The organism is Achromobacter sp. ACM04, assembly GCF_014851465.1.
GTDB classification, from domain to species: Bacteria; Pseudomonadota; Gammaproteobacteria; order Burkholderiales; family Burkholderiaceae_B; genus Achromobacter; species Achromobacter aegrifaciens.
In genome coordinates this window covers 43,058-68,002 of sequence record NZ_JACUZS010000002.1, presented here as the reverse complement: position 1 = coordinate 68,002, position 24,945 = coordinate 43,058, and the positions used below count along the sequence as shown (strand labels likewise).

25 protein-coding genes are annotated in these 24,945 nt (G+C 65.2%); 16 read left to right on the top strand and 9 right to left on the bottom strand.

What is annotated here, in order from left to right; all coding sequences use genetic code 11:
* Positions 1-220: 220 nt before the first annotated feature.
* From IB259_RS10970 to IB259_RS10905, 14 genes are all read left to right on the top strand, one after another.
* Positions 221-1,192, top strand: a complete 972-nt coding sequence (locus tag IB259_RS10970; RefSeq protein WP_119450671.1) for a thiamine pyrophosphate-dependent dehydrogenase E1 component subunit alpha — start codon at positions 221-223, stop codon at positions 1,190-1,192.
* A gap of 1 nt (position 1,193) precedes the next feature.
* Complete coding sequence (locus IB259_RS10965; protein ID WP_175214334.1) at positions 1,194-2,168, top strand: alpha-ketoacid dehydrogenase subunit beta; 975 nt, start codon at positions 1,194-1,196, stop codon at positions 2,166-2,168.
* A gap of 14 nt (positions 2,169-2,182) precedes the next feature.
* Positions 2,183-2,968: an enoyl-CoA hydratase/isomerase family protein gene (locus tag IB259_RS10960; RefSeq protein WP_175161581.1), complete on the top strand. Its 786-nt coding sequence runs from the start codon at positions 2,183-2,185 to the stop codon at positions 2,966-2,968.
* 3 nt (positions 2,969-2,971) lie between these two features.
* Positions 2,972-4,192, top strand: a complete 1,221-nt coding sequence (locus IB259_RS10955) for a dihydrolipoamide acetyltransferase family protein (RefSeq protein WP_054457851.1) — start codon at positions 2,972-2,974, stop codon at positions 4,190-4,192.
* Between the two features lie 5 nt (positions 4,193-4,197).
* Positions 4,198-5,373 carry an acyl-CoA dehydrogenase family protein gene (locus IB259_RS10950; protein WP_054457850.1) on the top strand — a complete coding sequence of 392 codons (1,176 nt, stop codon included), beginning with the start codon at positions 4,198-4,200 and terminating at the stop codon, positions 5,371-5,373.
* A 73-nt stretch (positions 5,374-5,446) separates the two neighbouring features.
* Positions 5,447-6,940, top strand: coding sequence for a long-chain-fatty-acid--CoA ligase (locus tag IB259_RS10945; RefSeq protein ID WP_192328974.1), 1,494 nt, complete (start codon positions 5,447-5,449; stop codon positions 6,938-6,940).
* 36 nt (positions 6,941-6,976) lie between these two features.
* A complete protein-coding gene (locus tag IB259_RS10940; protein WP_125471420.1) occupies positions 6,977-8,335 on the top strand; it encodes an MmgE/PrpD family protein in 1,359 nt (452 codons plus the stop codon).
* A gap of 72 nt (positions 8,336-8,407) precedes the next feature.
* Positions 8,408-9,619, top strand: coding sequence for an ABC transporter substrate-binding protein (locus IB259_RS10935; RefSeq protein WP_192328972.1), 1,212 nt, complete (start codon positions 8,408-8,410; stop codon positions 9,617-9,619).
* Between the two features lie 65 nt (positions 9,620-9,684).
* The gene (locus IB259_RS10930) at positions 9,685-10,569 is read left to right on the top strand and encodes a branched-chain amino acid ABC transporter permease (RefSeq protein ID WP_054457847.1); all 885 of its coding nucleotides are present in this window, start codon (positions 9,685-9,687) and stop codon (positions 10,567-10,569) included.
* A 5-nt stretch (positions 10,570-10,574) separates the two neighbouring features.
* Positions 10,575-12,389 (top strand): ATP-binding cassette domain-containing protein, encoded by a 1,815-nt coding sequence (locus IB259_RS10925; RefSeq protein ID WP_166738336.1) that lies wholly within the window; start codon positions 10,575-10,577, stop codon positions 12,387-12,389.
* Positions 12,382-13,107, top strand: a complete 726-nt coding sequence (locus IB259_RS10920; protein ID WP_119450636.1) for an ABC transporter ATP-binding protein — start codon at positions 12,382-12,384, stop codon at positions 13,105-13,107. Before IB259_RS10925 ends, IB259_RS10920 begins: the two co-directional genes overlap by 8 nt.
* A gap of 6 nt (positions 13,108-13,113) precedes the next feature.
* Entirely contained in the window at positions 13,114-14,553 is a 1,440-nt protein-coding gene (lpdA, locus tag IB259_RS10915) for a dihydrolipoyl dehydrogenase (RefSeq protein ID WP_192328971.1), read from the top strand.
* Positions 14,554-14,595: 42 nt separating this feature from the next.
* Positions 14,596-15,249, top strand: a complete 654-nt coding sequence (locus IB259_RS10910; protein WP_192328969.1) for a TetR/AcrR family transcriptional regulator — start codon at positions 14,596-14,598, stop codon at positions 15,247-15,249.
* Positions 15,250-15,350: 101 nt separating this feature from the next.
* The gene (locus tag IB259_RS10905; RefSeq protein WP_192328966.1) at positions 15,351-15,665 is read left to right on the top strand and encodes a hypothetical protein; all 315 of its coding nucleotides are present in this window, start codon (positions 15,351-15,353) and stop codon (positions 15,663-15,665) included.
* A 27-nt stretch (positions 15,666-15,692) separates the two neighbouring features.
* Here the strand turns inward: IB259_RS10905 and IB259_RS10900 are convergent, their stop codons facing one another.
* Positions 15,693-16,295: a LysE/ArgO family amino acid transporter gene (locus IB259_RS10900; RefSeq protein WP_192328964.1), complete on the bottom strand. Its 603-nt coding sequence runs from the start codon at positions 16,293-16,295 to the stop codon at positions 15,693-15,695.
* A 179-nt stretch (positions 16,296-16,474) separates the two neighbouring features.
* Complete coding sequence (locus tag IB259_RS10895; RefSeq protein ID WP_013395499.1) at positions 16,475-16,699, bottom strand: YdcH family protein; 225 nt, start codon at positions 16,697-16,699, stop codon at positions 16,475-16,477.
* A 256-nt stretch (positions 16,700-16,955) separates the two neighbouring features.
* Between IB259_RS10895 and IB259_RS10890 the strand changes: the two genes are divergently transcribed.
* Positions 16,956-18,104: a sterol desaturase family protein gene (locus IB259_RS10890; RefSeq protein WP_054457840.1), complete on the top strand. Its 1,149-nt coding sequence runs from the start codon at positions 16,956-16,958 to the stop codon at positions 18,102-18,104.
* A gap of 79 nt (positions 18,105-18,183) precedes the next feature.
* Here IB259_RS10890 and ycaC read toward each other — a convergent pair whose 3' ends face one another.
* The 3 genes from ycaC to IB259_RS10875 form a co-directional block, all read right to left on the bottom strand.
* On the bottom strand, positions 18,184-18,810 hold the full coding sequence (gene ycaC / locus IB259_RS10885; protein WP_054457839.1) for an isochorismate family cysteine hydrolase YcaC: 627 nt from the start codon (positions 18,808-18,810) through the stop codon (positions 18,184-18,186).
* A 55-nt stretch (positions 18,811-18,865) separates the two neighbouring features.
* Complete coding sequence (locus IB259_RS10880; RefSeq protein WP_192328961.1) at positions 18,866-19,543, bottom strand: hydrolase; 678 nt, start codon at positions 19,541-19,543, stop codon at positions 18,866-18,868.
* Between the two features lie 115 nt (positions 19,544-19,658).
* Entirely contained in the window at positions 19,659-20,606 is a 948-nt protein-coding gene (locus IB259_RS10875) for a LysR substrate-binding domain-containing protein (RefSeq protein WP_192328959.1), read from the bottom strand.
* 107 nt (positions 20,607-20,713) lie between these two features.
* Between IB259_RS10875 and IB259_RS10870 the strand changes: the two genes are divergently transcribed.
* Positions 20,714-21,532 (top strand): 2-keto-4-pentenoate hydratase, encoded by an 819-nt coding sequence (locus IB259_RS10870; RefSeq protein WP_119450638.1) that lies wholly within the window; start codon positions 20,714-20,716, stop codon positions 21,530-21,532.
* Positions 21,533-21,562: 30 nt separating this feature from the next.
* On the opposite strand, the gene IB259_RS10865 is transcribed toward IB259_RS10870, so the two are convergent.
* From IB259_RS10865 to IB259_RS10850, 4 genes are all read right to left on the bottom strand, one after another.
* Positions 21,563-22,651 (bottom strand): LacI family DNA-binding transcriptional regulator, encoded by a 1,089-nt coding sequence (locus IB259_RS10865; RefSeq protein ID WP_054457835.1) that lies wholly within the window; start codon positions 22,649-22,651, stop codon positions 21,563-21,565.
* A 25-nt stretch (positions 22,652-22,676) separates the two neighbouring features.
* A complete protein-coding gene (locus IB259_RS10860) occupies positions 22,677-23,711 on the bottom strand; it encodes a succinylglutamate desuccinylase/aspartoacylase family protein (protein ID WP_119450639.1) in 1,035 nt (344 codons plus the stop codon).
* A gap of 66 nt (positions 23,712-23,777) precedes the next feature.
* A complete protein-coding gene (locus tag IB259_RS10855; RefSeq protein ID WP_054457833.1) occupies positions 23,778-24,125 on the bottom strand; it encodes a RidA family protein in 348 nt (115 codons plus the stop codon).
* A gap of 22 nt (positions 24,126-24,147) precedes the next feature.
* Positions 24,148-24,933 (bottom strand): transporter substrate-binding domain-containing protein, encoded by a 786-nt coding sequence (locus IB259_RS10850; protein WP_059379547.1) that lies wholly within the window; start codon positions 24,931-24,933, stop codon positions 24,148-24,150.
* Positions 24,934-24,945: the final 12 nt, after the last annotated feature.

The window sequence follows — 24,945 nt, the reverse complement described above, 5'->3', positions numbered from 1 at the left end:
CGCCGCGCTGCCCGTGTCGCCGTGCGGGCAGCGCGGCCGCTGCCCCTTCCAGCGCGGGAAACTCCCTGAAAAACCCGATTGACGTTCTCGAGAACCTTTGCTTATGATTCATCTAACCGTACGGTTAGTAAATTAACTGACCGATAACTTATATGTAACAGCATGGCACCAAGGCAGGCGGCATGGAATCAAAAATAGCGGTTGTTACGAGGAGGCAATGGTGGCTAGCGCCAACAAAGAGCAGTTGCTGGACGCATACCGGCGCATGTTGCGCATCCGGCTGGCCGAGCTCAGGCTCGGACGCTTGTTCGCGGACGGGGAGGTGCCCGGCTTCATCCATCTGAGCATCGGCCAGGAGGCCGTCGCCGCTGCGATGGGTATGGTGCTGCGGGCGGACGATACCGTCGCCTCGACCCACCGTGGCCATGGTCATGCCCTGGCCAAGGGCATCGACATCGAAGATTTCTTCCTGGAGCTGATGGCGCGCGAAGAGGGTATCTGCAAGGGCCGTGGCGGTTCGATGCATGTCGCCAACCTGTCCATCGGCATGCTGGGCGCCAACGCCATCGTCGGCGCCAGCATACCGATAGCCCTGGGCAGCGCACTGGCCCATCAGGTGCAGAAAAAGGACTGCGTGGCGGTGGCCTTCTTTGGCGACGGCGCCATGGCCGAAGGCGTGCTGCATGAAAGCCTCAACCTGGCTGCGCTGTGGCGCCTGCCGTTGCTGTTCCTGTGCGAGAACAATGGTTGGGCCGAGTTTTCTCCCACCCACAAACAGTTCGTGGCGCCGCTGGACAAGCTATCGGCCGCCTTTTCCATACCCCACGAAAAAATCGACGGCAACGACGTGTTGGGGGTGGCCGACGCCGCCAGCGCGGCCGTGGCGCGCATACGCGCCGGTGAAGGTCCGCGGGTGCTGGAGTGCATCACTCACCGTTGGCGCGGCCACTATGAAGGGGATCCCCAGAAGTACCGCCCTTCCGAAGAGATCGAGGGCCTGGGCGAGCATGATCCGGTAGCGCGCTTCGAAGCGGTGCTGGATCAGAACGGGGTCGCCAAGGCGCAGCGCGAACAGGCGTTCGAGGAGGTCCAGGCTCAGGTCGAACGCGCGGTCGAACGCGCGCGCATGGGGCGCCAGCCCGTGTGGGAGGACGCGCGCAATGATGTCTACACCATGAACGAGGCGAACTGAGATGGCTGAACTACGTTTTGCCCATGCCATCAACCGCGCGTTGGCCGAGTGCATGGAGGAGGATCCCACGGTGTTCCTGTTCGGCGAAGACATCGCCGAAGCCGGAGGGCCGTTCGGCGTCACGCGCGGGCTGCATGCCCGTTTTGGCCCGGACCGCATCCGCGATACGCCGATTTCCGAAGCCGCCATGGCCAACGCGGCAGTGGGAGCGGCTCTGTCCGGTCTGCGTCCCGTGCTTGAAATCATGTTCATGGACTTCATGACGCTGACCATGGACGCGCTGGTCAACCAGGCGGCCAAGGCTCGCTACATGTTTGGCGGGCAGGCCAGTGTGCCCATGGTGGTGCGGACCCCGCATGGCGGCGGCATCAGCGCGGGGCCGCAGCATTCCCAATGCCTGGAAGCATGGTTTGCCCACATTCCGGGCCTGAGAGTGGTGTGCCCCAGCAACCCCGCCGATGCTTATGGCCTGCTGAAGTCAGCCATTCGCGATCCGGACCCGGTGGTGTTCGTGGAGAACAAGGCCTTGTATGCCCTCAAGGGCGAGGTGGCCGATGATGCCGGACCGATACCGCTGGGCCGGGCCCGGGTTGCACGCCCGGGCCGAGACCTGACCGTGGTGAGCTACGGCGCGACCGTGCACAAGGCCTTGCGGGCCGCCGAGGCCCTGGTTGCCGATGGCATCGAGGCCGAGGTGCTGGATCTGCGCAGCATCCAGCCCTGGGACGAACAGGCGGTGCTGGCATCGCTCGAACGCACCCACCGGCTGCTCATCGTGCACGAAGCCGTGGAGGCATTCGGGGTCGGCGCCGAGATCGCTGCACGAATGGCGGACATAGGTTTTGACGAACTCGACGCGCCCATCGCTCGTGTCGCGGCGCCCTTCGTTCCGGTGCCATTCGCTCCATCGCTCGAAGAACAGTACCAGCCCCAAGAGGCCGATGTCATAGCCGCCGCGCGCAAGCTCTGCGCGTGAACCCAGGAGACAGCATGAACGAACCCAGCATTCTTGCCGAAGTCCGCAATCGCGTCGGCATCATCACCATCAATCGGCCGAAGGTGCACAACGCGCTGGACATTCCAACCTTGATCGAACTGGAGCGGGCTTTCGCCGCATTGGAAGCCAGCGACGACTGCCGCGTCATCGTCATCACGGGCGCCGGCGATAAGTCCTTTGTGGCGGGAGGCGACCTGGCCGACCTGAATTCACGCCAGGGGCTGGCGCACTACCAGGAGTTCGCCGAGGATATCCATCGCGTGTTCCGGCGCATCGAAGTCAGCGACAAGCCGACGATCGCTGCGGTCAACGGCTGGGCGTTGGGCGGCGGCACCGAGCTGCTCCTGGCCATGGACCTGCGCATCCTGGCCGACAGCGCCATGATTGCGCTGACCGAGATAAACCTGGGCCTGTTCCCGGGGGCGGGCGGTACGCAGCGCATCATCCGGCAGGTCGCGCCTTGCCTGGCCAAGGAGCTGATGTTCACGGGCGGGCGCATCAGCGCCGCCGATGCGGTGCGCATGGGCCTGGCCAACCGCGCAGTTCCGAAAGACGAACTCATGGCGCAGACTCTGGCGCTGGCGGAGCAGATAGCAGGCAAGTCGCCGCTGGTGTTGAAGCTGCTCAAGCGCACGCTGCGCGACGGCGCCGACATGCCCCTGGCCAATGCGCTGGCGCACGAGCAAGCCATGATAGGCCTGGTGCTGGACACGCGCGACGCGCATGAGGGCATCGGTGCATTCCTTGAAAAGCGCGAAGCGCGCTTCGCGGGGCAATAGCCCATGGGCGCGCTGAATGACCTGCTGATGCCCAAGCTCGGCCTGACCATGACCGAGGGCATGTTGATCGAATGGAGCGTGGCCGCTGGCGACCAGGTCAAGGCTGGCGATCCCTTGTTCGTGGTGGAGACCGACAAGGTCGCCAACGAAATCGCGGCGGAGGCAGACGGGCAGATTGGCGAGATCCTGGTGCAGGCGGGCGAAACCGTTCCCGTCGGCGCTGTGGTCGCGCGTTGGACGGGCCCGGGCCAGCGGGCGGAGCAGGAACCCGGCCTTGCTGCCGGGGAGGAGGCAACCGTCATGACCAAGCCGGCCGTGCCGGCGTGCGTCGAGCCGGCGCCAGTCGTGGGCGGCCGCATCGTGGCCACGCCGCTGGCGCGGCGCCTGGCCCGTGAACTGGACGTGGATCTGGCGAAGGTCGGCGGCACGGGGCCTGGCGGACGCATCAAGGCGGCCGATGTGCGCCAGGCGGGAGCGCCGGCGGCGCTGGCGAAGAGCGCCGACGAACTGACGGTTGCGGCAAAGGACGTCGGCCAGCGAGTCACCGCCAGCGGGCTGGTGCAGTCCATGGCCCGCCGCATGACGCAAGCCAAGCAGGTACCTCATTTCTATCTCTCGGCCGAAGCGGAAGTCAGCGAGCTGCTCGCCTTGCGCGGCCGGTTGAATGGCCAAGCTGACGCACCCCGGTTGACCTTGAACCACTTCGTCATCGCCGCGGTGGCGCGGGCGCTCGAGGCCTTGCCGCAACAGAACCGCATCTGGAACGACGACCATATCGTGCAGTTCCAGGCCATTGACGTCGGTGTGGCGGTCACGACCGAGCGCGGGCTGATGGCGCCCGTCCTGCACGGGCTGGCAGGCGCCACGCTGGACGGCATCGCACGGCAGTCGGATGCATTGCTCGAACGCGTGCGCTCGGGCAATGCCACCCGTGAGGACATGATTGGCGGCGCCATCTCGATTTCCAACGCGGGCATGTTCAACGTCACATACATGACGCCCATCATCAACCCGCCCCAGTCGGCCATCCTGGGCGTGGGCAGCATTCGCGAGATATTCCGGCCCGACTCGCAAGGCGCGCCCGCGCTGCGGCGCGAAATGGGCTTGGTGCTGGCAGCGGACCATAGGCTGCACGACGGTGCGGGCGCACTGAAATTCCTCAATCACGTCATCGAATTGCTGCAGGACCCCTACCGGCTGCTGCGTACCCATACTCAAGGATAGATCACATGGACTTTTCGCTTTCGGACGAGCAGAAGCTGATAGTCGAGACCGCGCGCCGCATTGGTGAAACGTATGGCGTGGAATACTGGTACGAACAGGACCGCAAGAACGCGTTCCCCCAGGCGTGCTGGCAAGCCATTTGCGAGGCCGGCCTGGCAGGCGCGGCGCTGCCCGAGGAGCATGGCGGATCCGGCCTGGGCATGGTGGAGTTGGCGCTCATCGTCGAGGAACTTTCCGCAGGCGGCGGCGGTTCGACGCTGGGCCAGCTATTCATGATCAATCCCATCTTCGGCGGCGTGCCGATTTCCAGGTTCGGCAGCGAGCAGATGAAGCGCGAACTGCTGCCCGGCCTGACCAGCGGCAAGATCAACTTCTGCATGGCGCTTACCGAACCCGATGCCGGCACCAACACGCTGGCCATGAAGAGCTTCGCCGCTGCCCAGCCCGATGGCAGCTGGCGCCTGGATGGACGGAAGATCTGGATCACCGCCGTGGATGCCGCGCAGAAGATGCTGGTCGTGGCGCGCACTGCCAAACCCGTCGAAGGGGCGCGGCCAACGGACGGTATCTCCATGTTCATGATCGACGTCGAACGCGAGGGCCTGAGTTACTCGGCCATCGAGAAGGTGGGCACCCAGACGCTCAGCGCATGTTCGGTGTTCTTCGACAATGTCCGCATCGAAGCACATGAACTGGTGGGCACGCTGGACAAGGGCTTTCGCGAATTGCTGGACGTGCTCAATACCGAGCGCATCGTGACGACTGCCAGCCTGGTCGGCGCGGGCAGGTTGGCGGAGCGCCTGGCGGTGCAGTACGCGAACGACCGCAAGGTGTTTGGCGGCAAGCCCATCAGTGCCTACCAGGGTCTGCAATTCCCCCTGGCGCAATCGCATGCGGAACTGCAGTGCGCGCGGCTCATGAACCTGAACGCGGCCTCGCTGTGCGACCAGGGCTTGCCCTATGGCACCGAGGCCAACATTGCCAAGCTGATAGGCTCCCAGGCTGCCAGCCATGCCATCGAACGCAGCATGCAGACGATGGGCGGCATGGGCTATGCGCGTGAATTCCATGTGGAGCGCTTGTGGCGCGACGCCAGGCTGTTCAAGTTCGCGCCAGTGTCGGAAGAAATGATCCTGAACTACATCGCCATACACGATCTCGGCATGCCGAAGTCATACTGAAGCGCCAGAATCGAGATGCGGGACCGGCCCAGGCCGCCACCCGCGCCGAGCCGCCATCCAAGGGAGACCCACCATGCTCAATCTGAGCGCAGCCATCGCCTATCACGCCCGGCGCACCCCCGATCGCGCCGCCATCATCTATCGCGATGAAGCCATCAGCTATGCCGACTTCCATGAACGCATCCGCCAGGCGGCGGCGTTGCTTCAGTCGCATGGCATAGGCCGCAACGACGTGGTGGCGCTCTTCATGAAGAACAGCGCCGCCTTCCTGGAACTGGCGTTTGCGGCCAGCTACCTGGGCGCGGTGTTCCTTCCCATCAACTACCGGCTGGCGGCGCCCGAGGCCGCCTACATTCTTGCCGACGCCCGCGCCAGGCTGCTTTTCGTGGACGAGGAGTTCGCGGAGGTGGCGGCCCTGGAAGTGCCGAAGGTAGTGCTGAACGCGGAGGGCCAGGCCGATTCGCGCAGTCTTGGCAAGCCAGGGCGGGAAGTGCCAGAACCGGCCGCCACGGCACAGGACGACCTGGTCCGGCTGATGTACACGTCCGGCACCACCTCGCGCCCGAAGGGCGTGATGCATACCTACGGCAACCTCCACTGGAAATCGATCGACCATGTGATCGCGCTGGGCCTGACGCGCCAGGAGCGCCTGCTGGTGGTGGGCCCGCTTTATCACGTCGGCGCCTTCGACCTGCCAGGTATCGCGGTGCTGTGGGTGGGCGGCACGCTGTGCGTGCACCGAGAGTTCGACCCGGAAGCGGTGCTTGCTTCCATCGAGCGCCATGGCCTCACCTGCGGCTGGATGGCCCCTGTCATGTTGAGCCGCGTGCTGGCCGTGCAGCACCCCGAACGGTACTCCCTCGATACCTTCGGCTGGTGCATTGCCGGAGGCGAAAAGACGCCGGAATCCCGCATCCGAGACTTCACCCGCGTGTTTACCCGGGGACGCTTTATTGATGGCTTCGGCATGACGGAAACCTGCAGCGGCGACACGCTCATGGAACCCGGCCGTGAGCTCGAGAAGATAGGTTCAACCGGGCGTGCATTGCCGCATGTGGAGATCCGCATTGCGGACAATGAGGGCCGCTGGTTGTCCGCCGGAGAGAAAGGCGAGATCTGCGTGCGCGGGCCCAAGGTGACCAAGGGCTACTGGAACGCACCCGAGAAAACCGCTGAAGCTTTCTTCGGAGATTGGCTGCGCAGCGGGGACGTGGGCTACCTGGACGATGAGGGATTCCTGTTCGTCACCGACAGGACCAAGGACATGATCCTGACTGGCGCGGAGAACGTGGCCTCCAGCGAAGTCGAGGCCGTGCTCTACGAAATGCCGCAGATCGCCGAAGCCGCGGTCATCGGCGTGCACGACGAGCAGTGGGGCGAGCGGATCACTGCGGTGGTGGTGCTCAACCCCGGGCACACGCTGACGCTGGAAGAGCTGGACCGGCATTGCCGCAAGCGCGTGGCCAACTTCAAGGTGCCCCGGGAATTGAAGGTGGTGGAGGAACTGCCGCGCAATCCTTCCGGCAAGGTCCTCAAGCGCGTGCTACGCGATCGCTACAACGGCTGACACGCGGCAAACACATAAGAAAGCAGGGGAGAAGACATGAGTTTGGCCAGAAAATTCGCGGCGTTTTCGACGGGTCTGACCGTCGACAGCCTTCCTGAACCCGTGGTGGAAAAGGTCCGCGCCTGCGTGCTCAATGGTTACGGCATTGCATTGGGCTCGCATCCCACGCCGTTCTTCCGCGTGGCCGAGCGGGCCGTCCTGGCGATGGACGGTGAACGTCCCGGCGGCGCCACGCTGCTTGGCAGCGGCCGCCGCAGCACGGTGGCGGGTGCGGCGCTTGCCAATGCCGCGCTGTTCCATGGCAGGGCGCAGGAAGATACCTGCGGCGTGGCACATTTCGGCGCCATCCTGCTGCCGCTCCTGACAGCGCTGGTGGAGCACGGCGAAGGGGCCATGGAGGATTTCCTGCCCGCATTGGTGGCAGGCTATGAGATCGGCGGCGCATTGGAATCTGCCTATTCGGCCCGGACGACCGCCGCAGGCTTGCGCGCTTCGCCGCTGTACGGCACGGTCGCCGCCGCGGCTGCCGTTGCCCGGTTATGGCGCTTGTCCGAGGAGCGCACTGCGGCGGCGTTGTCCAACGCCGCCTCGTTCACAGGCGGCATCCTGCAGTCTTTCGGCGATGGCACCGACGAATGGCGCTACCAGGTTGGAATGGCCGGGCGCAACGGGCTGGCGGCGGCGACGCTGGCGGCCCATGGTTCCGTATCCGCGGACGGCGCCTTCGAGGGCAAGTCCGGCTTCGCACGTGCCTTCGTCAGAGCCGAATGCGATGTCGCTGCCATAGCCGGCGGCTTGGGCAAGGACTGGTCGCTGCTCAAGGTGACTTTCAAGCCATACCCCGTCTGCGCACTCAACCAGACGCCGGTCCGCGCCTGCCTGCGGCTGCGGGACCTGCTGGGCACGCGCGGCAGCGCCCTGAGGACCCTGCGCGTATACCTGAACCCTACGGTCGTGGGCTATGCGGGCATGGACAAGGAGGGACCGTTCCAGAGCATTTCCGGAACGCTCATGAGCACGCAGTTCTGCGTTGCCACGACCTTGCTGCATGGAACGCCAACCATCGCGCATATGGCGCAATTTGGCGACACGGCCGTGGCAAGCCTGATCCCGCGGATCCGGCTGCATGCCGACGATGCTCTCGGCTTGCTGGCCTGCCGCCTCGAAGCGGAACTGGAGGGTGAGAGCGAACCTCTGATAGTGCGGCTGGACACCGACCACACGGAATACAGCTACGACCGGACCCGGGTGTCCGCGCTGATACGCGGCATCGGCGAAGAGACCGGTGTGGCGCAGCGCGCCTATGACCATATCGAACGTTTCGCGGCCGAACTGCCACAGGCGGAAATGGCAGACGTCCTTGCCGCCTTCAAAGAGATCCAGACGGCCCGCTGAGAGGCCAGTGGATGGCGCTTCGAGAATTCGGGGCGCGTCACTACAACGTGCAAGAACCTAGGAGGAGACGACATGTCCTGGTACAGGAAATCCACGCCTGCGTGGTTGGCGGCCGCCGTGGCGGCCTTGGTTTCGGGGGCCGCGTTGGCGGCGGATACGGTCAAGATCGGCATGACCTCGGCCTTGACCGGCCCCTATAGCGAGTTTGGCGAAGGCAACCGGCGCGCCGTCGAGCTCGCCGTCGAACAATGGAACGCCAAAGGCGGCATCAACGGCAAGAAGATCGAGATTGCGATGCTGCTGGATGACCAGCTGAATCCGGACCGCGCGGTGCAGAACATGCGCGCCATTCTGGACAACAAGGATATTGTCGGCATCATCGGTCCGGCGGGCAGCGGACCGACCCTGGCTGTGATCGACATGGCCCAGGCCGACGGCCGCCCCTACATGAACCCCATCGCGCAGACGCCGGTTGTGACCTATGCGGGCGAGAAGACCGGAGAAAAGCCGCGGCCCAATGTGTTTTCGTTCGCGCTGCAGAACGACATCGAGGCCGTGGCCATGGGCGAATACCTGGCCAAGCGCTTCAAGCGCATCGGCATCGTGCACGAAAGCACGGCCTACGGCGTGACCGGAGTCGATTACCTGTCTGCCTCCATAGGCAAGAACGGCGGCGCCAAGCCTGTTGCGACGGATTCCTACAACCAGGGCGCACAGGACATGACCGCGCAGGTGGCGCGCATGAAGCGCGCCAACGTCGATGCGATCGCCGCCATCGGCCTGGGCAAGGATCTGGCCGTGCTGCGCAGGACCATGGCGCGGTTGAACGTGAATGTGCCGCTGGTCGCCTCCAATGGCGCCTTGGGGCAACCCTATCAGGAAGGCGCGGGCGAACTGACCTTGGGCACGCTGGGCACGATGATCGGCGCGTTTGGCAATCCCATGCGTCCGGCTGCAGCGGACTTTGCCAAGGCCTACAAGGCGAAGTACGGCGCCGACCGCTGGTGGGGCAATGATCCGGAGAATCCGCAGCTGTTCATGGCGATCTCGGTGTCCAACGGCTACGACGCGGCCAATGTGCTGTTCGAAGGCATACGCCAGGCCAACTCCACCGATCCCAAGGCCATTATCGCGGCGATCGAATCGATCAAGGACTTCCAGGGCGTCAACACCACCTACAACTTCTCGAAGAGCCGTCATCACGGCATCGAGACGGATGGCGTCAAGGTGTTCGAGTACGTGAAGAAGGACGACAAGGTCCGGCTGCAGCCGGTCGCCCAGTAACTGGCACGTCGCGCGTCCGGCGCCATGAGGCGCCGGACGCGCCCGTCTGTATGGATGATGGTGATATGGATTTCTTTATCCAAATGATCGTGTCAGGCCTGAGCGTCGGCGCCGCCTATGCGTTGATCGGCCTGGGCCTGAACCTGACGTTCTGGACCACGCGCGTGCTCAATTTCGGACAGGGTTCGGTGTTGATGGCGGGGGCGATGCTGACGGCCGTCATGGTCGGCGCCGGGGTCAACGTGTTCCTGGCGGTGGGCGTGTCGCTGCTGGCCACGGCCTTCATCCTGTGGGTGGTCGAGGTGGTCGGCGTGCGGCCCACGCGGCGCATTGCCGGCAGCATGGGGTGGGTGGTCTCCACCCTCGGCATAGGCATCTTCCTGCAGGGTGTGGCGAGCTGGCTGTTCGGGACACAGGCTGTGGCGTTTCCGGACGTGCTCTTCAGCAGCACCGACACGGTGGAGTTCATGGGTGCCTACATTTCGCTGCAGTACATCGCCGTGTTCGTCATCAGTGTGATGATCGTCGGCCTGATGGAGCTGTTCCTGCGCCATTCCATCTGGGGTTACGGCGTGCGCGCGGTCGCGCACGATCGCGACCTGGCGTCGCTCATGGGCATACCGGTCTACCGCGTGGTGGTCTTCTCGTTTCTGGTGAGCGGCGTGCTGGCTGGCATCGCCGGCATCCTGGTGTCGCAGGTGTCGGGAACGGTGGATCCGAATTTTGGCCTGCATCTGCTGATCCTGGCTTTTGTCGCCGCGGTCATGGGCGGCATGGGCAGCGCGTTCGGCTCCCTGGTGGGCGGGCTGATCCTCGGCATCCTGGAGAAGCTGGTGGGGGGCTACGTCTCGCCCGCCGCGGCCGAGGTCGTGGCTTTCGTGCTTTTGATAGGCGTGTTGACGATCCGGCCGCAGGGCCTGTTCGGCAAGCGCGAAACCGTGAAGGTGTGAGGACGATGAAACAGCTGGGGAAAATCCTGTCGAACTCCTGGACGCTGGGCGTGCTGGCCGTGGCGCTGGCGATAGGCGCTGGCCATGTCGCCACTGGCACGGTGCAGATGTGGAGTTTCGTCATCATCAATATCCTGCTCGCCCAGGGCATCAATCTGCTGACCGGCATCAGCGGGCAGATCTCGCTGGGCCATGCTGGATTCTTCGCCATCGGCGCGTATGCCAGCGCGATCGCGATGAAGTCCTGGGGAGTGCCGTTTCCGGTGGCGCTGTTCCTGGCAACCTTCGGGGCGGCCGCAGTCGGCCTGCTGCTGGCGGGCCCGGCGGGCCGCGTGCGCGAGTTCTACCTGGCGATGATGTCGCTGGGTTTCGGCTTGATCGTCTACGAGCTGGCGCGCGAACTGCGCGGCGTGACGGGAGGAGTGATGGGCATGCGGGGCATACCTTCGTCGCAGATCGGCACCTTGCAGATCTTCGGTTGGACCATCGATACCGTGGCCTATTTCCGCATCCTGTTGGCAGTGTTGCTGGTGGTCATGCTGATGCTGCGCAACTTCGTCAAAAGCCATTTCGGCAGGGCATTCTATGCCGTGCACGTCAGCGAAATCGCGGCGGGATCGCTGGGCATCTCCCAGGCTGCCGTCAAGCGCGCGGCCTATGCGATCAGCGGCGGCCTGGCCGGCCTGGCTGGCGGTTTCTATGCGCACATGATCGGCTACCTGACGCCGGAAAGCTTTGGCCTGATGCGGTCCATCGAGATCCTGGTGATGTCGATCGTGGGCGGGCTGGGTTCGCTGGCAGGTCAGGTGTATGGGGCGGTGCTGTTCACCTACTTGCCGCAGAAGCTCCAGGCCTTCAATGACTATCAGTACATCGTCTACGGCCTGATCCTGGTGTTCATCTTCACTTTGCTGCCCAAAGGGCTTGCCGGCCTGCTGCGCACGCAGACGCGCTACAGCAAGTTCGACCAGTTGCGGCTCGCGGCGCCGGTCGAGGCCGAGCCGCCTTTGTCGCAGCGGCAGGCCGCCGCGGGCGCCGAAAGGCAGCAAGCGCTGGTGCGGGTTGAAGACGTGGTCATGGAATTCTCGGGCCTGCGCGCGCTGGCGGGCGTGTCGCTCGAGCTGCGCGCCGGCAGCATCACCGCGCTGGTCGGGCCCAATGGTTCCGGCAAGAGCACCCTGGTCAACGTCATCAGCGGCATCTATGCGCCGACCTCGGGGCGCATTTTGTACAAGGGCCGGGACATCGCGGGCTGGCCTTCGTACAAGGTTGCGCAGGCGGGCATTACCCGTACCTTCCAGGATCCGCGCAACGTGCCCAGCTTTACCGTGCGCGAGAACATCCTGATGGGAGCCCATCGGCGCTATCGGCATGGCGCGCTGGCAGCGGCGTTCAACACCCCAGGCGCAAGGCGCGAAGAGGGCGCATTGCTGCGCCAGGTCGAAGCCTTGATGCAGGCGGCCGGGCTGGCCGGCCATGCGGACGCCATCATGAGCGAACTGCCCTATGGCATCCAGCGCCTGGCCGAGGTCGCCCGCGCCCTGGCCAGCGATCCGGAGCTGCTGCTGCTGGATGAGCCTGCCGCCGGCCTGTCGGAGGTGGAGTCGGAACACCTTATCAGGCTGGTCCGCCTGGCGCGTGACCATGGCGTGGCCATCATGATCATCGATCACCACATGGATTTCCTGGCCGAACTGGTGGAGGAGGTGGTGGTGTTCGAAGCCGGCGAGGAAATCTATCGGGGCGACATGGACGGCATGCGCGCCGACCAGGCCGTGATCCAGGCCTATCTTGGCGTTGAGGAGCCCGTCCATGCTTGAAGTCCGCAATCTGCAGGTAAGTTACGGTGCAATCGACGCCGTGCGCGGTGTCAGCCTGACCGCCCGCCCCGATGGCATCACCGCTTTGATCGGTGCCAACGGCGCCGGCAAATCGTCGCTGATGCGGGCGATATCCGGAGTCACGCCGATCAGGGGCGGGCAGATCCTGCTGGATGGAGAAGACATATCCCGCTTGCCGCCGCATGAACGCGCGCGGCGAGGGCTGGCGCATGCCATGGAGGGGCGGCGCATCTTCCACCAGCACACCGTCGAGGAAAATCTGATCACAGCCTGGCATTTCCGCAAACCAAAGGGAAACTTCAAGGTCGCCGTGGAACAGGTGTACGGCAATTTCCCGGTCCTGGCGCAACGCCGAACGGCGAAGGCTGGGACCCTTAGCGGGGGCCAGCAGCAGATGCTGATCCTGTCCATGGCCACTTTGCACGAACCACGTTGCGTGTTGCTGGACGAGCCCTCCCTGGGACTGGCGCCCATTGTTGTGGCGCAGATCTTCGATTTCATCAAGCAGTACTGCGCGCAGGGCGGCCGCGTGGTGCTGCTCAGCGAGCAGATGGCCAGCCTGGCGCTCAGGGTGGCGGATTTCGGCTATGTGCTCAAACACGGCAAGACAGTCTTCGAGGGCACGCGCGACGTGCTGACGGGCAGCGCCGGCGCTGAGCTTTCCAGCGCCTATCTGGGCGCGGGCAGAACGGAATAGGCAGACATGCAGACGGAAAAGAAGGACAGGCCGCCCACGGGCGGGAGTATCGATACCGAGCTGCTGGTGTTGGGCGGTGGGCCGGGCGGCTATACAGCAGCCTTCCGCGCCGCTGACCTGGGGCTGTCGGTGACGTTGGTCGAAGATCGGCCCGGCCTCGGAGGCGTATGCCTGAATGTGGGCTGCATTCCCTCCAAGGCGCTGTTGCACGCAGCCCGCGCCCTGGAAGAGACGCGCGGCCTGCACGAGCTGGGCATCGAATTCGGCGAGCCCCGCATTCGTCTGGACAAGCTGCGACAGTGGAAAGAAGCGCTGGTCGCCAAGCTGAACGGCGGACTGGCGGGCCTGGCCCGACGGCGCAAGGTCCGTGTCGTGCACGGAAGGGGGCAATTTGCAGGACCCAACACCCTGGAGGTCGCCGGCGGCCCCTCTGTGCACTTTCGCCAGGCCATCATTGCAGTGGGTTCGCACCCCGTGCGCCTGCCGGACTGGCCGGAAGATCCGCGCATCATGGATTCGAGCGGCGCCCTGGCGCTGGCGGATGTGCCCAGGCGCCTGCTGGTGGTGGGCGGGGGCATCATTGGCATGGAACTGGCGACGGTGTACGCGGCGCTGGGCGTCCGCGTCACAGTGGTGGAGCTGACCGACGGTCTTTTGCCGGGATGCGACCGCGACCTGGTGCAGCCCCTGGCGCAGAGGGTGGCGGGCCGCTATGAGGCCATCCTGACGGGGACGCGGGTGGTGTCGGCCAGCGCCCGGGAGGATGGGGTGCACGTCGTGTTCAGCGGGCCGCAAGACGCCGGACCCCAGGTGTATGATGCCGTCTTGGTTGCGGCCGGCCGCCGGCCCAACGGGGCCAGGATCGGCGCGGATCGGGCGGGAGTCCATGTGGATGAACGCGGCTTCATACCCGTCGATGAGCGCCAGCGTACCAATGTCTCCCATATTCTTGCCATAGGCGACGTCGTCGGCGAACCGATGCTGGCGCACAAGGCGGCCTACGAGGGCAAGATAGCGGCCGAGATCGCGGCGGGCAAGAAAGCTGCCAACGATGCCAAGGTCATTCCCGCGGTCGCTTACACGGATCCGGAAGTGGCTTGGGTAGGTTTGACCGAGACAGCCGCGCGCCGCAATGGCGTGGCGTTCGAGTCGGCCAGCTTTCCGTGGGCCGCCAGCGGCCGAGCGCTGAGCCTGGGGCGCGGCGAAGGACTCACCAAGATCCTGGTCGATCCGCAGACCCGCGCCTTGCTGGGGGTAGGCATGGTGGGGCCGCAGGCGGGCGACCTGATCGCCGAGGCGGCGCTGGCCATCGAGATGGGGGCGGAGCCCGGCGACATTGCGCTCACCATACACCCGCACCCGACCTTGTCGGAGACGCTGGCATTCGCGGCCGAGGCATACGAGGGGACGCTCACCGAGTTGTTCCTCTCCGGGAAAAAAAGTTAAATATGCGGCCGGTCCACGCAATTCACCGGGAGGGTTTGATCAGTGGCAACATGGAATAATTCGGTGCCCACGCACAAGGCGATGCACCAATTGAAGCGCGAAGCGCTGTTGCGCCAGGCGATTGCCGCATTCAACCAGAAAGGGTTCCACGCCACTTCGCTGGGAGACATCGCGACCAGCCTGGGCGTTACCAAGGCGGCGCTCTACCACTATTTTCCGAACAAGCACGCCCTGCTGTACGAGGCGTTCGCCGAGGCTTTGAGAGTAGGCTTCGAGGCCATCGAAGCGGCGGAACGCCATGGCGGCACCGGCCTGGAAAAGCTGCAGCTGGCGTTGCGCGAGTACCTGGAGGTGACGCTCAGCGAAATGAGCCGCTGCGTCATCATCACCGAGGAACACGCGCTAGAGCCCGATGACCGCGCCGAGATCGTCAAGCAGCGCGACCGCTTTGAGGCCAAGCTGCGCGCCTTCGTGCGCGAAGGGATGGAGGACGGCAGCATCATCCAGTGCGATCCCAAGCTGGCTATCTTTTCCATTTTTGGCGCGGTGAACTGGGTGCCGAAGTGGTATTCGGACGCGGGTGAATGGAACAACAAGCAGTTGGCCAAGGGCATGTCCGAACTGCTGTGCCGCTCCATCGCCAGCAAGCCGCCCGAGGCGTTCGCAGCCGACATCGGCAAGATGCAGGTGGAATAGGCGCACCGCAGGGCGAAAATTTACGTTCTAATCTCGGTCTATCCAGCAAGCGCAAATACGCCGGCCGCCCCTGCGCGGCCCGCCAGACCGGGGAAAATAGAATGAGAACATCCTTGCTTTTCGTGGCCGCCCTTGTGACGGGCTGCGGCAGCGGTTCCAGCGACCTGCTGACCGAATCGAAGGTGGCCGCCATCAAGCTCAACGTCACCACCTACGAAGAGATGGTCCGGGACTACGGCCCGCCCCGGTCGCAGGGCGTCGGCCGCGATGGGCTGACGACGGCCACCTGGTTCTATTTCGACAATAGCGCCTACGGCGCGATGGACAACCAGCAGACGCTGACCGTGATCTTCAACAAGGACCGCACGGTGAAGGACTACGTGAACGCGTCCGCCGGGTCCGGCAAGAGCCGCTAGGCCGCGCAGGGGCTTCGGCCCAGGTGTTCAGAGCACCAGCTTCAGTCCGATGGTGAACATGGCCGCGGCGACGCAGCCGTCCAGCACCCGCCACGCATTGGGATTGGCGAAGATGGGCCGCAGCAGGCGCGCGCCATAGCCCAGCGCAAAGAAGAAGGCGAAGGACGCCGTGATCGCGCCCAGCGCGAAGGCGGTCTTGTGGCCGTCGTACTGGCTGGAGACCGAACCCAGCAGCACCACGGTGTCCAGGTACACGTGCGGATTGAGCCAGGTCAGGGCCAGGCAGGTCGCCAGCGCGGCGGCGCGTCCGGCGGTCTGGGTGGATGAGGGCTTGAGGCTGTCGTGGCGGGCGCGCAGCGCCGATATGAGGCTGCGCGCGGCGTAGACGAACAGGAATAGCGCGCCGCCGTAGCGCAGGGCGGATTCCAGCCAGGGCAGTGCGCCCACGGCCAACCCGAAGCCGGCCACGCCGGCGCTGATCAGGATGGCGTCGGACAGGGCGCAGGTCAGGCAGACGGCAAAGACATGTTCCTGGCGCAGGCCTTGGCGCAGGACGAAAGCGTTTTGCGCGCCGATCGCCATGATGAGGCTCAGGCCGAGCAGGAATCCGGGAATGTAGGCGGTGGTCATCGATACCCTTCAGCGAAGGGCGACAGACTAGCCTTTGAGATCAGATTAGGAAAACTAATTATCCTAATCCTTATTTAGTAATCCTAACTCAGCCATACACGTCTCGGTGGCCAGGGAGGGCCGGCGATGGCGGCACGGAGCCGGCTTGGCCCGATGCCGCCCGAAGCGAAGCGATGCTTTCAGCTGCCGCCCTGGTCGGCAGCGCGCAGGATGCCGTACAGCTTGTCCTTCAGGTGCAGTTTTTCTTTTTTGAGCACTTCAACCTCGTTGCCCGACGCCGGCTGGATGCCGGCCTCCATGTTCTTGATTTCCTGGTCCAGGTCATTGTGACGCTGGAACAGCGCGGAGAAATGCGCGTTTTCGGATTTCAGTTGGGTAATGAGGTGGCGGTATTCAGGGAACATAGGGGCCTCTTTAAAGAACCGGTTGATGGGCACTGCGGGAAACCGGGGAACCTGATGATCCATAAAGCTTTCGATTCCATGACACGCCAACCCCGCGCCGTTGTCAACCATCCGGGTGCTTGCAGTCCGTCCGAGAATTGATGTCGCGCAAGGCGCTGGCAAGGGCGTCATTCTGTCGTGCCTGATCACGTTTTATTACATGAAGATCCGTCCCCGGCGATAAACTCGCTTCCCCGTGGTCTGCCATAAATTTGAAATGAATCAGCGCGCGTCCATCCTTCGCCAAGTCTTACAGCTTTTCAAGCAGGACGGGAGGATCCATCCGGGTACGGGCATGATGAGCGGCGTGATCGCGCTGTTCCTGGCGATCCTGGCGGTCCTGGGCGTCCTGGCGTTCCATTTCCCCGCCTACCTGACCACTCCGGAGCTGCGCAGCTTCTACAACGTGGACGCGATGCGGGCACTGCTGTTCACCGCGCTGCTGATTTCGGGCAGCATCGCGCTGGCCAATACCGTGCTGGGCCGCCAGCGCTGGCTGAACATCGCGGCCTTCGTGCTGGTCTGCGGCGCAGTGGCGGCGGGGGGCAGCAACGTGGTGGTGACCACGTCCAATACGGGCAACCATCCCTATCTGGGGCTGGATTGGTTCATCCTGGATCTGCTGGCGTCCAGCACGGTTTTCATCATTTTCGAGAAGCTGTTCCCGCTGTATCCGGGCCAGCCGGTGTTCCGCGGCGAATGGCAGGTGGACATGAAGCACTTCCTGTTCAACCACCTGTCGGTGGGGGCGGTGCTGCTGTGCATCAACTTCTTCGTGCACCGGCTGTTTTCCTGGGCGGCCTACGAACCGCTTCAGCAGGCCATCGTGTCGCTGCCTTACCTGGCAGAGCTGTTCCTGGCCGTGCTGGTGGCGGATCTGGTGCAGTACGCGGCGCACCGCGCCTATCACGAGGTGCCGTTCCTGTGGCGCATCCACGCGGTGCACCACAGTACCCGTACCCTGGACTGGCTGGCCGGTTCGCGCCTGCACATCGTCGAATTGCTGATCACGCGGGTCGCGGTGCTGGGCGTGCTGTTCGCGCTGGGCTTTTCCAAGCCGGTGCTGGACGCCTACATCATCATCGTCGGCTTCCAGGCGGTGCTGATCCATTCCAACGTGAGGCTGCCGTGGGGCTGGCTGCGCTACATCATTGTGACGCCGGACTTCCACCATTGGCACCATTCCTCGGATACCGAGGCCATCGACCGCAACTACGCCGCCCACTTCTCGTTCATCGATTACGCGTTCGGCACGGCGGTGCGCGGCGTGAGCAAGCGCCTGCCCGAGAACTACGGGATCCTGGATAACGACATGCCAGGCACGTTCCTGGCGCAGCAGGCCTACCCTTTCGCCCGCAAGAAATGAAACGGCGGCGCGCCCGATGCGCGCCGCCGTGGAAGTCCGAGCCAGCCGGCCATGCGCCCGGGCGCGGCCGGCAGGGACCTTACCTGCTGCCCTTGACGGTGGAGTAGGCCGCCATCAGGTTGCGGTAGTCGGGGATGTGGTTGGAGAACAGCGTCCCCAGGCCTTCGATGTCGTTGCGCCAGTCGCGGTGCAGTTCGCAGGCCACGCCGAACCAGCTCATCAGCTGTGCGCCGGCCTGTTCCATGCGGCTCCAGGCGGCATTGCGGGTCACTTCGTTGAAGGTGCCGGACGCGTCGGTCACGACGAACACGTCAAAGCCTTCCTCCAGGGCCGACAGCGCCGGGAAGGCCACGCAGACCTCGGTGACGACGCCGGCGATGATCAACTGCTTCTTGCCGGTGGCCTTGACGGCCTTGACGAAGTCTTCGTTGTCCCATGCATTGATGTTGCCCGGGCGGGCGATGTAGGGCGCCTTGGGGAATTTGTCTTTCAGCTCCTGGACCAGCGGGCCGTTGGGGCCGTCTTCGAAGCTGGTGGTCAGGATGGTGGGCAGCTTGAAGTATTCGGCCAGGTCGGCCAGCGCCAGGACGTTGTTCTTGAACTGGTCGGGCTGGAAGTCCCGGACCAGGGACAGCAGGCCCACCTGGTGGTCGACCAGCAGCACCGCGGCCTGGGTCTTGTCGAGTTTCACATAGGGCTTGGTCATTGCGTACTCCATGAGGGAATTGCGCGCCCTGCGGCGCGCGGGAAACCGGGCGGACTCAACGCTGCGAGTCGAGCTGTTCGCCCTTCTTGATGACTTCCTGGGCCCGGTTGTAGCTTTCGATCAGCAACTGATAGGGCGGGAAGATCTTGGTATAGACCTCGGCCCACTTGGCCGCGTCTTCGCGGTGCCAGGTCTTTTGCAGTTCCGCCGCGACGGCGCCCGTGTCCATGGGCACGACGCCGGCCTGCACCACGCGCGCCAGCGTGATTTCCTGGGCCATCTTGCTGTAGGTGCCCGAGGCGTCGACCACCACGAAGACCTTGTAGCCCTCGGCCACCGCGCTGATGGCGGGGAACGCCATGCAGACGCTGGTGATGGTGCCGGCAATGATCAGGGTCTTGCGGCCGGTCGCCTTGACCGCGGCAACGAATTCAGGGTTGTCCCAGGCATTGATTTCGCCTTTGCGCGCGACATATTTCGCGTGCGGGGCGTTTTCATGGATTTCAGGAATCAGAGGGCCATTGGGGCCCTGCGGCACGGAAGCGGTGGTGATGACGGGCAGCTTCGCCAGGGTGGCCATCGAGGCCAGCGCGCCGGCCAGCGAGCGCAGCTCGGTCATCGGCATGTCGGCAACCGTCTGGAACAGGCCGCTCTGGTGATCGATCAGCAGCATGGCGGCATCGTTGGGATCGATGACGGGGCGCTGGCCATTGAAGTTGGCGGGGACGCTCATGGTGTGCTCCTGTTGACGTGGGGCTAACCATGCTAGGAGCAACGCTGGCCGCTGGGTAGTCGGGAGAAATGGGTTTCTGCGTCCCATTCGTCGGACGCTGCGGGCGGCCCAGAAGCTACTTCAGGGTGGGCACCTTGTGGCGCACCTGCGTGTCGTGTTCGCGCTTGGCCACTTCCTGGTACTCCGAACTGAGGAAGTCCAGCAGCTCGCGCACGCCGGGCAGCAGGCCGCGGCGCGACGGAAAGATGGCGTGCACGCTGCCGGCTTCCGGCTGCCAGGGGGCGCCTACGTCCACCAGGGTGCCCGCGTCCAGTTCCTCGCGGATCATCAGCAGGGGCAGGGAGACCACGCCCACGCCGCGCAAGGCGGCCTGCTTCAGCGCCAGCATGTCGTCCGTCACCAGGCGAGGCGTGAACGGCACGACGATGCGCGCGCCGTCCGGCCCGTCCAGCCGCCAATGAGATTCGCGCTGTTCGGTACCCAGGGCCAGCGTGGGCAGTTCGCTCAGGGCGTGCGGATCCGCAGGCAGCCTGATGCTGCGCGCCAGCGCCGGGCTGGCCACCAGGCACTGGCAGCTCATGCCCAGCGGTTTCATGATGAGGTCGCTGCTCTCGATGGGACCGAAGCGCACGCGCACGGCGATGTCGAAGCCCTCGCGCAGCACGTCCACGGGGCGGCTGAAGCTCTTCAGGTAGACGTGGACCTTGGGGCAGCGGACCATGAAGCGGGCCACCAGGTCGCCCAGGAAGTAGTAGATCAGCGCGGGCGGCGCGCTCATGCGTATGGTTCCTTGCGGTTCGGCGCGGGTGCGGTCGATGACTTCCTGGGCGGCTTCCGCGCCCGCCAGCATCGACAGGCATTGCTCGTAATATTCCTGACCCAATTCGGTCACGGCGAAGCTGCGCGTGGAACGCTGGATGAGCCGCACGCCGAGCCGGTCTTCCAGCAGCGCAATGCGCCGGCTGAGGCGGGATTTTGGTATGCCCAGCGCCCGTCCCGCGGGTGCGAATCCGCCGTTCTTGACGACCTGGACGAAGTAATAGAGGTCATTCAAGTCATGCATTGCTTCCCCGCTGTTCTGAAAATAGGACGTCTAGGGGAGCATATAACGGCTGCGGCACTGTGGGGGCAGGTTTTCTTTTACATTTGAGCGTACCTTCAGGAGCCACCATGCCAGCTTCCGACCCGGCGGCGCTTGCCCGTGAAATCAAGGCGGCGCAGGACCATGCCTCTTACATCGCGCCGGTCACGGCCCGGCGTCCACGCTTCGACCTGGATGCCGCCTATGACGTGGCTGCGCGCATCCATCAGGCGCGGCTGGCGGAAGGCGCGCTGCTGGTCGGCCGCAAGATAGGCTTCACCAACGCCGCGATGTGGGCGGCGCTGGGCGTGGATTTCCCCGTGTGGGGGCGCGTTTATGAACACAGCGCGGTTTATGACGACACCGGCGAAGTCCATTGCCGCCTGGGCCGCTATGTCGAGCCGCGCATCGAACCCGAGATCGTGCTGCATTTCCATTGCGCGCCGCCGCGCACGCGGGAGCTGGCCGCCATATTGGAATGCGTGGATTGGATCGCCCATGGGTTCGAGTTGGTGCAGTCGCACTATCCCGCCTGGCAGTTCCAGGCCGCCGATACCGTGGCGGACAACGCCTTGCACGGCGCGCTTTACATCGGGCCGCTGATGGAGCCGGCCGAGCTCGGCCCGGGCTTGATCGAACGGCTGGCGGACTTCCGGGTGGAGCTGTCCTGCAACGGCATCCGCCGTGAAACCGGTGCGGGCGCCAACGTGCTGGGCAGTCCGCTGGCGGCGCTGGCCCATCTGCTGGAGGTGCTCGGGGAGCGTCCGGCCGACGAGGCGATCCAGGCGGGCGAACTGGTCACGACCGGAACGCTGACCAAGGCATATCCGGTGCACGCGGGCGAAACATGGAGCACCACGCTGGACGGCATCGGCTTGCCGGGCCTGCGCATCGTGTTCGACGAGTGAGCCCGCGCCGGTTGCCGGCGCGCAGGGACGCTAGGCGCTGGCGCGCTGGTTCAAGGTCAGCGGAAACACTTCCTGGCGCGCGGCTGGCGCGCCGCCATTCAGGCGCTGCAGCAGCAGTTCCCCGGCGCGGGCGCCCAGCTTGCGGCTGTCCACGCCGATGGTGCTCAGGCCGGGCTCGATTTCGCGGGCGATGTCGGTATCGCCGAAACCCAGGATGGCGATGTCGCGGGGAATTGCGAGTTTGCGGTCGCGCGCCTCGAACAGCGCGCCCACCGCCAGCAGGTCGTTGGCGCAGAACACGGCGTCAAAGGCCTGGCCCATGGCGAGCAGGCGGCCCAGGGCCGCGCGTCCGTCGGCGATGGTTTGCGCATTGTCCACGGCCAGTTCGGCCACCACCTGCAGGCCAAGTCCGGCAGCGGCGGCATTGAAGCCCTGGCGCCGCAGTTCGCCGCGGCCGCCCTGGCGCGCCACGAAGGCGACGCGGCGGTAGCCGCGTTCGGCCAGATGGCGCGCTGCCATGACGCCGCCGTCATAGTTGGAAAAGCCCACCAGCATGTCGATCGGGTCGCGCGGATAGGCCCAGGTCTCCATGATGGGGATGCCCAGTTCGCGCAGCGACTGGCGGTTTTCCTCGAGCTCGATGACGCCGGTGAACAGCACCGCCGCGGGCCGCAAGGCGCGCAGCGACGCGATCATGCTGGTTTCCTTGGCGTAGGAATACGAGGTCTGTCCGACCATCAACTGGTAGCCCTGCGGCTCCAGCACTTCGGCGCAGCCCTGCACGGCCAGCGCGAACTGCTGGCTGAGGATGTTGGAGACGAACGCCGCCACCACGCTGGACTGCCCGGAACGCAGGGCGCGCGCGTGCGGATTCGAGGCATAGCCGGTCTGCGCCACTACCTGCAGGATACGGTCGCGCTTTTCCTGGGCCACTTTCTCGGGCTGGCGCAAGGCCCGCGACACCGTGATGGGCGATACGCCCGCCAGCCTGGCCACTTCCTCGATGCGCGGCGGCTTGGCGGGGGCGGCCGCGCGGGCGGGCGCGGCGGCGCCCTCGGGACGCACGCGCAGCACGTCGTCGTAGGTGGGGGCGGAAGGAGGCGCGGGCCGGTGGGTCATGCGATTTCTTTTGATTGTTCCGGGATCAGGCGGCAGGCGTCAGGATATCAGCCTGACCGACGGGACGCGCAACCTGGATCAGGCTGTCGCCGGATTCGCAGTCGGTATGCAGCCGCCGCGAAATGACGATACCCGATACCCGGAAACGCAGGACTTCCTCTTCCGCGTCCAGCTGGTTGAGGTCATGGTAGTAGCCCGCGACGTCGCCCGCGCGCACGCTGGCGCCGATGTCGACCGCCGGCTCGAACCAGCCGCGCCGGGTGGCGAAGATGTTCTGTTCGTGGCTGTCCAGCTCCAGCAACTGCATGGCGGGCGCGCCGGGCTGGTGCGGGCCGAGCACGGGCGCATCGGTCACGCCCAGCTTTTGCAGCAGGTTGTCGATGGCGCGCTGGGTCGCGGCCAGCGTGGCCGGCGTCAGCGTGCCGCCACCGCCGAACTCGCCGCTGATGCCGATCGCGCCGGCGCGCGCGGCCGCCGCCATGGAGGTGGGCGCATCGCGGCCATTGGCGGCGACGAAGGCGTGGCCCATGCCCAGCGAACCCATCAGGTCCAGCGCGCGCGCCATGCGCTCGGGCGAGTCCTGGCGTTCGATCAGGGCGGTGGGCAGGTGCGCCATCGAGGTGCCGCCGGAATGGAGGTCGAACACCACGTCGTGGCGCGGGAACAGTTCGTGTTCGAGAAAGTGCGCCAGGCGTTCGGTCGGGGTGCCGCCGGGTTCGCCGGGAAAGGCGCGATTGAGGTTGCCGTTGTCCAGCGGAGAGCGCCGCCGCGCCGCCATCACGGCTGGCAGGTTGGCCAGCGGCAGGATGGTGACTTCGCCGCGCATGCGGGAGGGATCCAGGCGGCGGATCAGCCGGCCCAGGGCGACTTCGCCTTCGTACTCGTCGCCATGGTTGCCCGCCATGAGCAGCACGCGCGGGCCGCTGCCGTTGCGGATGCGGCAGATGGGCGTCTTGATCTGGTAGTAGGGCGAACGGTCTACCGAGTAGGGGGTGCCCAGGAAACTGAGCGCCTTGCCGTCGGCATCGAAATCTATGTCGTGAAACAGGCCGGTATGCATGGGGAGATACAACAGCGCCGCGCGAGGCGGCGCGAAGAGGGATCGGAAGGCTGCAGCAAAGCGCGCTTAGCGCAGCGCGGCGACCGCGGTCATTTCGACCCGCAGGTCGGGGTCGGCCAGGCGGGCTTCGACGCAGGCGCGGGCCGGCGGATTGGCGGGGTCGACCCAGGCGTCGTAGACGCGGTTCATGGCGTCGAAGTCGCCGATGGCGGGCAGGAACACGTCCACGGCCAGCAGGCGCGATTTGTCGCTGCCGGCTTCGGCCAGCAGCGCTTCGATCTTGGCCAGCACTTCGCGGGTCTGCGATTCGAGCGAGCCCTGGCGATTGTCGGCCACCTGGCCGGCGATGAACACGAAGCCGTTGTACGAGACGGCCTGGCTCATGCGCGAGCCGGATTTGTAGCGTTTGATCATGCGAGTCCTTTGTTGGGGCCGATTACATCTGCGGCAGGGTCTGGGCTTCCTTGAACCATTTTTGCTGCAGGGCCGGCAGCTTGCCGTTCAGGCGGTTGGTGAAGAGGAAGGTATTGATCCAGTTCAGCAGGTTCTGCTGGCCCTGCTGCACGGCGGCATGCGCGGGCGATTGGCGGATCAGGAACTTGAGTTCGGGCGCCTTCGCGGCGTTGTCCTCGGCCACCTTGAGCGCGATGGCGCTGTTCTCGGCGAACGATTCCGACTGCCCGGCCAGGTAGGCGGCCACGGCCGAAGGCGTGTCCTCGAAGCGCACCAGCTTGGCGCCCGGCGCGTTGTCGGTGAGCCAGATGTCCAGCGTGGAGCCCTTGGCGACCGCGATGCTGTGGCCCTTCAATTCGTCCACCGTTTTGGCCTGCGGCATGCTGGCGCCGCCGTAGACGCCCAGGTTCACCGCGGCATAGGGCTGCGAGAACATGACCTGCTGGGCGCGTTCCGGCGTGGCGCCGGCGGCCGCGATCAGCACGTCGACCTTGCCGGCCAGCAGGCTGGGAATGCGGCTGGCGCCGGTGACCTGCACCAGCTCCAGCTTCACGCCCATGTCGGCGGCCATGAGTTTGGCCAGGTCGATGTCCAGGCCCGCGGCCTCGCCCTTGGCGTCCTTGAAGCCCCAGGGCGCGGCGTCCATCAGCACGCCCACGCGCAGCTTGCCTGCGCCCAGCACGTCCTGCAGTTTGTCGGCGGCCGAGGCGGGCGCGGCCAGGGAGAGACAGACGGCCGCGGCGGCGGCCAGCTTGGCGAACAGTTTCATGCAATGACTCCA

Bases quoted from the DNA above. Each gene is read 5' to 3' on its own strand.
- IB259_RS10965 (WP_175214334.1), top strand. From the start codon at position 1,194: ATGGCTGAACTACGTTTTGCCCATGCCATCAACCGCGCGTTGGCCGAG.
- IB259_RS10960 (WP_175161581.1), top strand. From the start codon at position 2,183: ATGAACGAACCCAGCATTCTTGCCGAAGTCCGCAATCGCGTCGGCATC.
- IB259_RS10955 (WP_054457851.1), top strand. From the start codon at position 2,972: ATGGGCGCGCTGAATGACCTGCTGATGCCCAAGCTCGGCCTGACCATG.
- IB259_RS10950 (WP_054457850.1), top strand. From the start codon at position 4,198: ATGGACTTTTCGCTTTCGGACGAGCAGAAGCTGATAGTCGAGACCGCG.
- IB259_RS10945 (WP_192328974.1), top strand. From the start codon at position 5,447: ATGCTCAATCTGAGCGCAGCCATCGCCTATCACGCCCGGCGCACCCCC.
- IB259_RS10940 (WP_125471420.1), top strand. From the start codon at position 6,977: ATGAGTTTGGCCAGAAAATTCGCGGCGTTTTCGACGGGTCTGACCGTC.
- IB259_RS10935 (WP_192328972.1), top strand. From the start codon at position 8,408: ATGTCCTGGTACAGGAAATCCACGCCTGCGTGGTTGGCGGCCGCCGTG.
- IB259_RS10930 (WP_054457847.1), top strand. From the start codon at position 9,685: ATGGATTTCTTTATCCAAATGATCGTGTCAGGCCTGAGCGTCGGCGCC.
- IB259_RS10925 (WP_166738336.1), top strand. From the start codon at position 10,575: ATGAAACAGCTGGGGAAAATCCTGTCGAACTCCTGGACGCTGGGCGTG.
- IB259_RS10920 (WP_119450636.1), top strand. From the start codon at position 12,382: ATGCTTGAAGTCCGCAATCTGCAGGTAAGTTACGGTGCAATCGACGCC.
- lpdA (WP_192328971.1), top strand. From the start codon at position 13,114: ATGCAGACGGAAAAGAAGGACAGGCCGCCCACGGGCGGGAGTATCGAT.
- IB259_RS10905 (WP_192328966.1), top strand. From the start codon at position 15,351: ATGAGAACATCCTTGCTTTTCGTGGCCGCCCTTGTGACGGGCTGCGGC.
- IB259_RS10900 (WP_192328964.1), bottom strand. From the start codon at position 16,295: ATGACCACCGCCTACATTCCCGGATTCCTGCTCGGCCTGAGCCTCATC.
- IB259_RS10895 (WP_013395499.1), bottom strand. From the start codon at position 16,699: ATGTTCCCTGAATACCGCCACCTCATTACCCAACTGAAATCCGAAAAC.
- IB259_RS10890 (WP_054457840.1), top strand. From the start codon at position 16,956: ATGAATCAGCGCGCGTCCATCCTTCGCCAAGTCTTACAGCTTTTCAAG.
- ycaC (WP_054457839.1), bottom strand. From the start codon at position 18,810: ATGACCAAGCCCTATGTGAAACTCGACAAGACCCAGGCCGCGGTGCTG.
- IB259_RS10880 (WP_192328961.1), bottom strand. From the start codon at position 19,543: ATGAGCGTCCCCGCCAACTTCAATGGCCAGCGCCCCGTCATCGATCCC.
- IB259_RS10875 (WP_192328959.1), bottom strand. From the start codon at position 20,606: ATGCATGACTTGAATGACCTCTATTACTTCGTCCAGGTCGTCAAGAAC.
- IB259_RS10870 (WP_119450638.1), top strand. From the start codon at position 20,714: ATGCCAGCTTCCGACCCGGCGGCGCTTGCCCGTGAAATCAAGGCGGCG.
- IB259_RS10865 (WP_054457835.1), bottom strand. From the start codon at position 22,651: ATGACCCACCGGCCCGCGCCTCCTTCCGCCCCCACCTACGACGACGTG.
- IB259_RS10860 (WP_119450639.1), bottom strand. From the start codon at position 23,711: ATGCATACCGGCCTGTTTCACGACATAGATTTCGATGCCGACGGCAAG.
- IB259_RS10855 (WP_054457833.1), bottom strand. From the start codon at position 24,125: ATGATCAAACGCTACAAATCCGGCTCGCGCATGAGCCAGGCCGTCTCG.
- IB259_RS10850 (WP_059379547.1), bottom strand. From the start codon at position 24,933: ATGAAACTGTTCGCCAAGCTGGCCGCCGCCGCGGCCGTCTGTCTCTCC.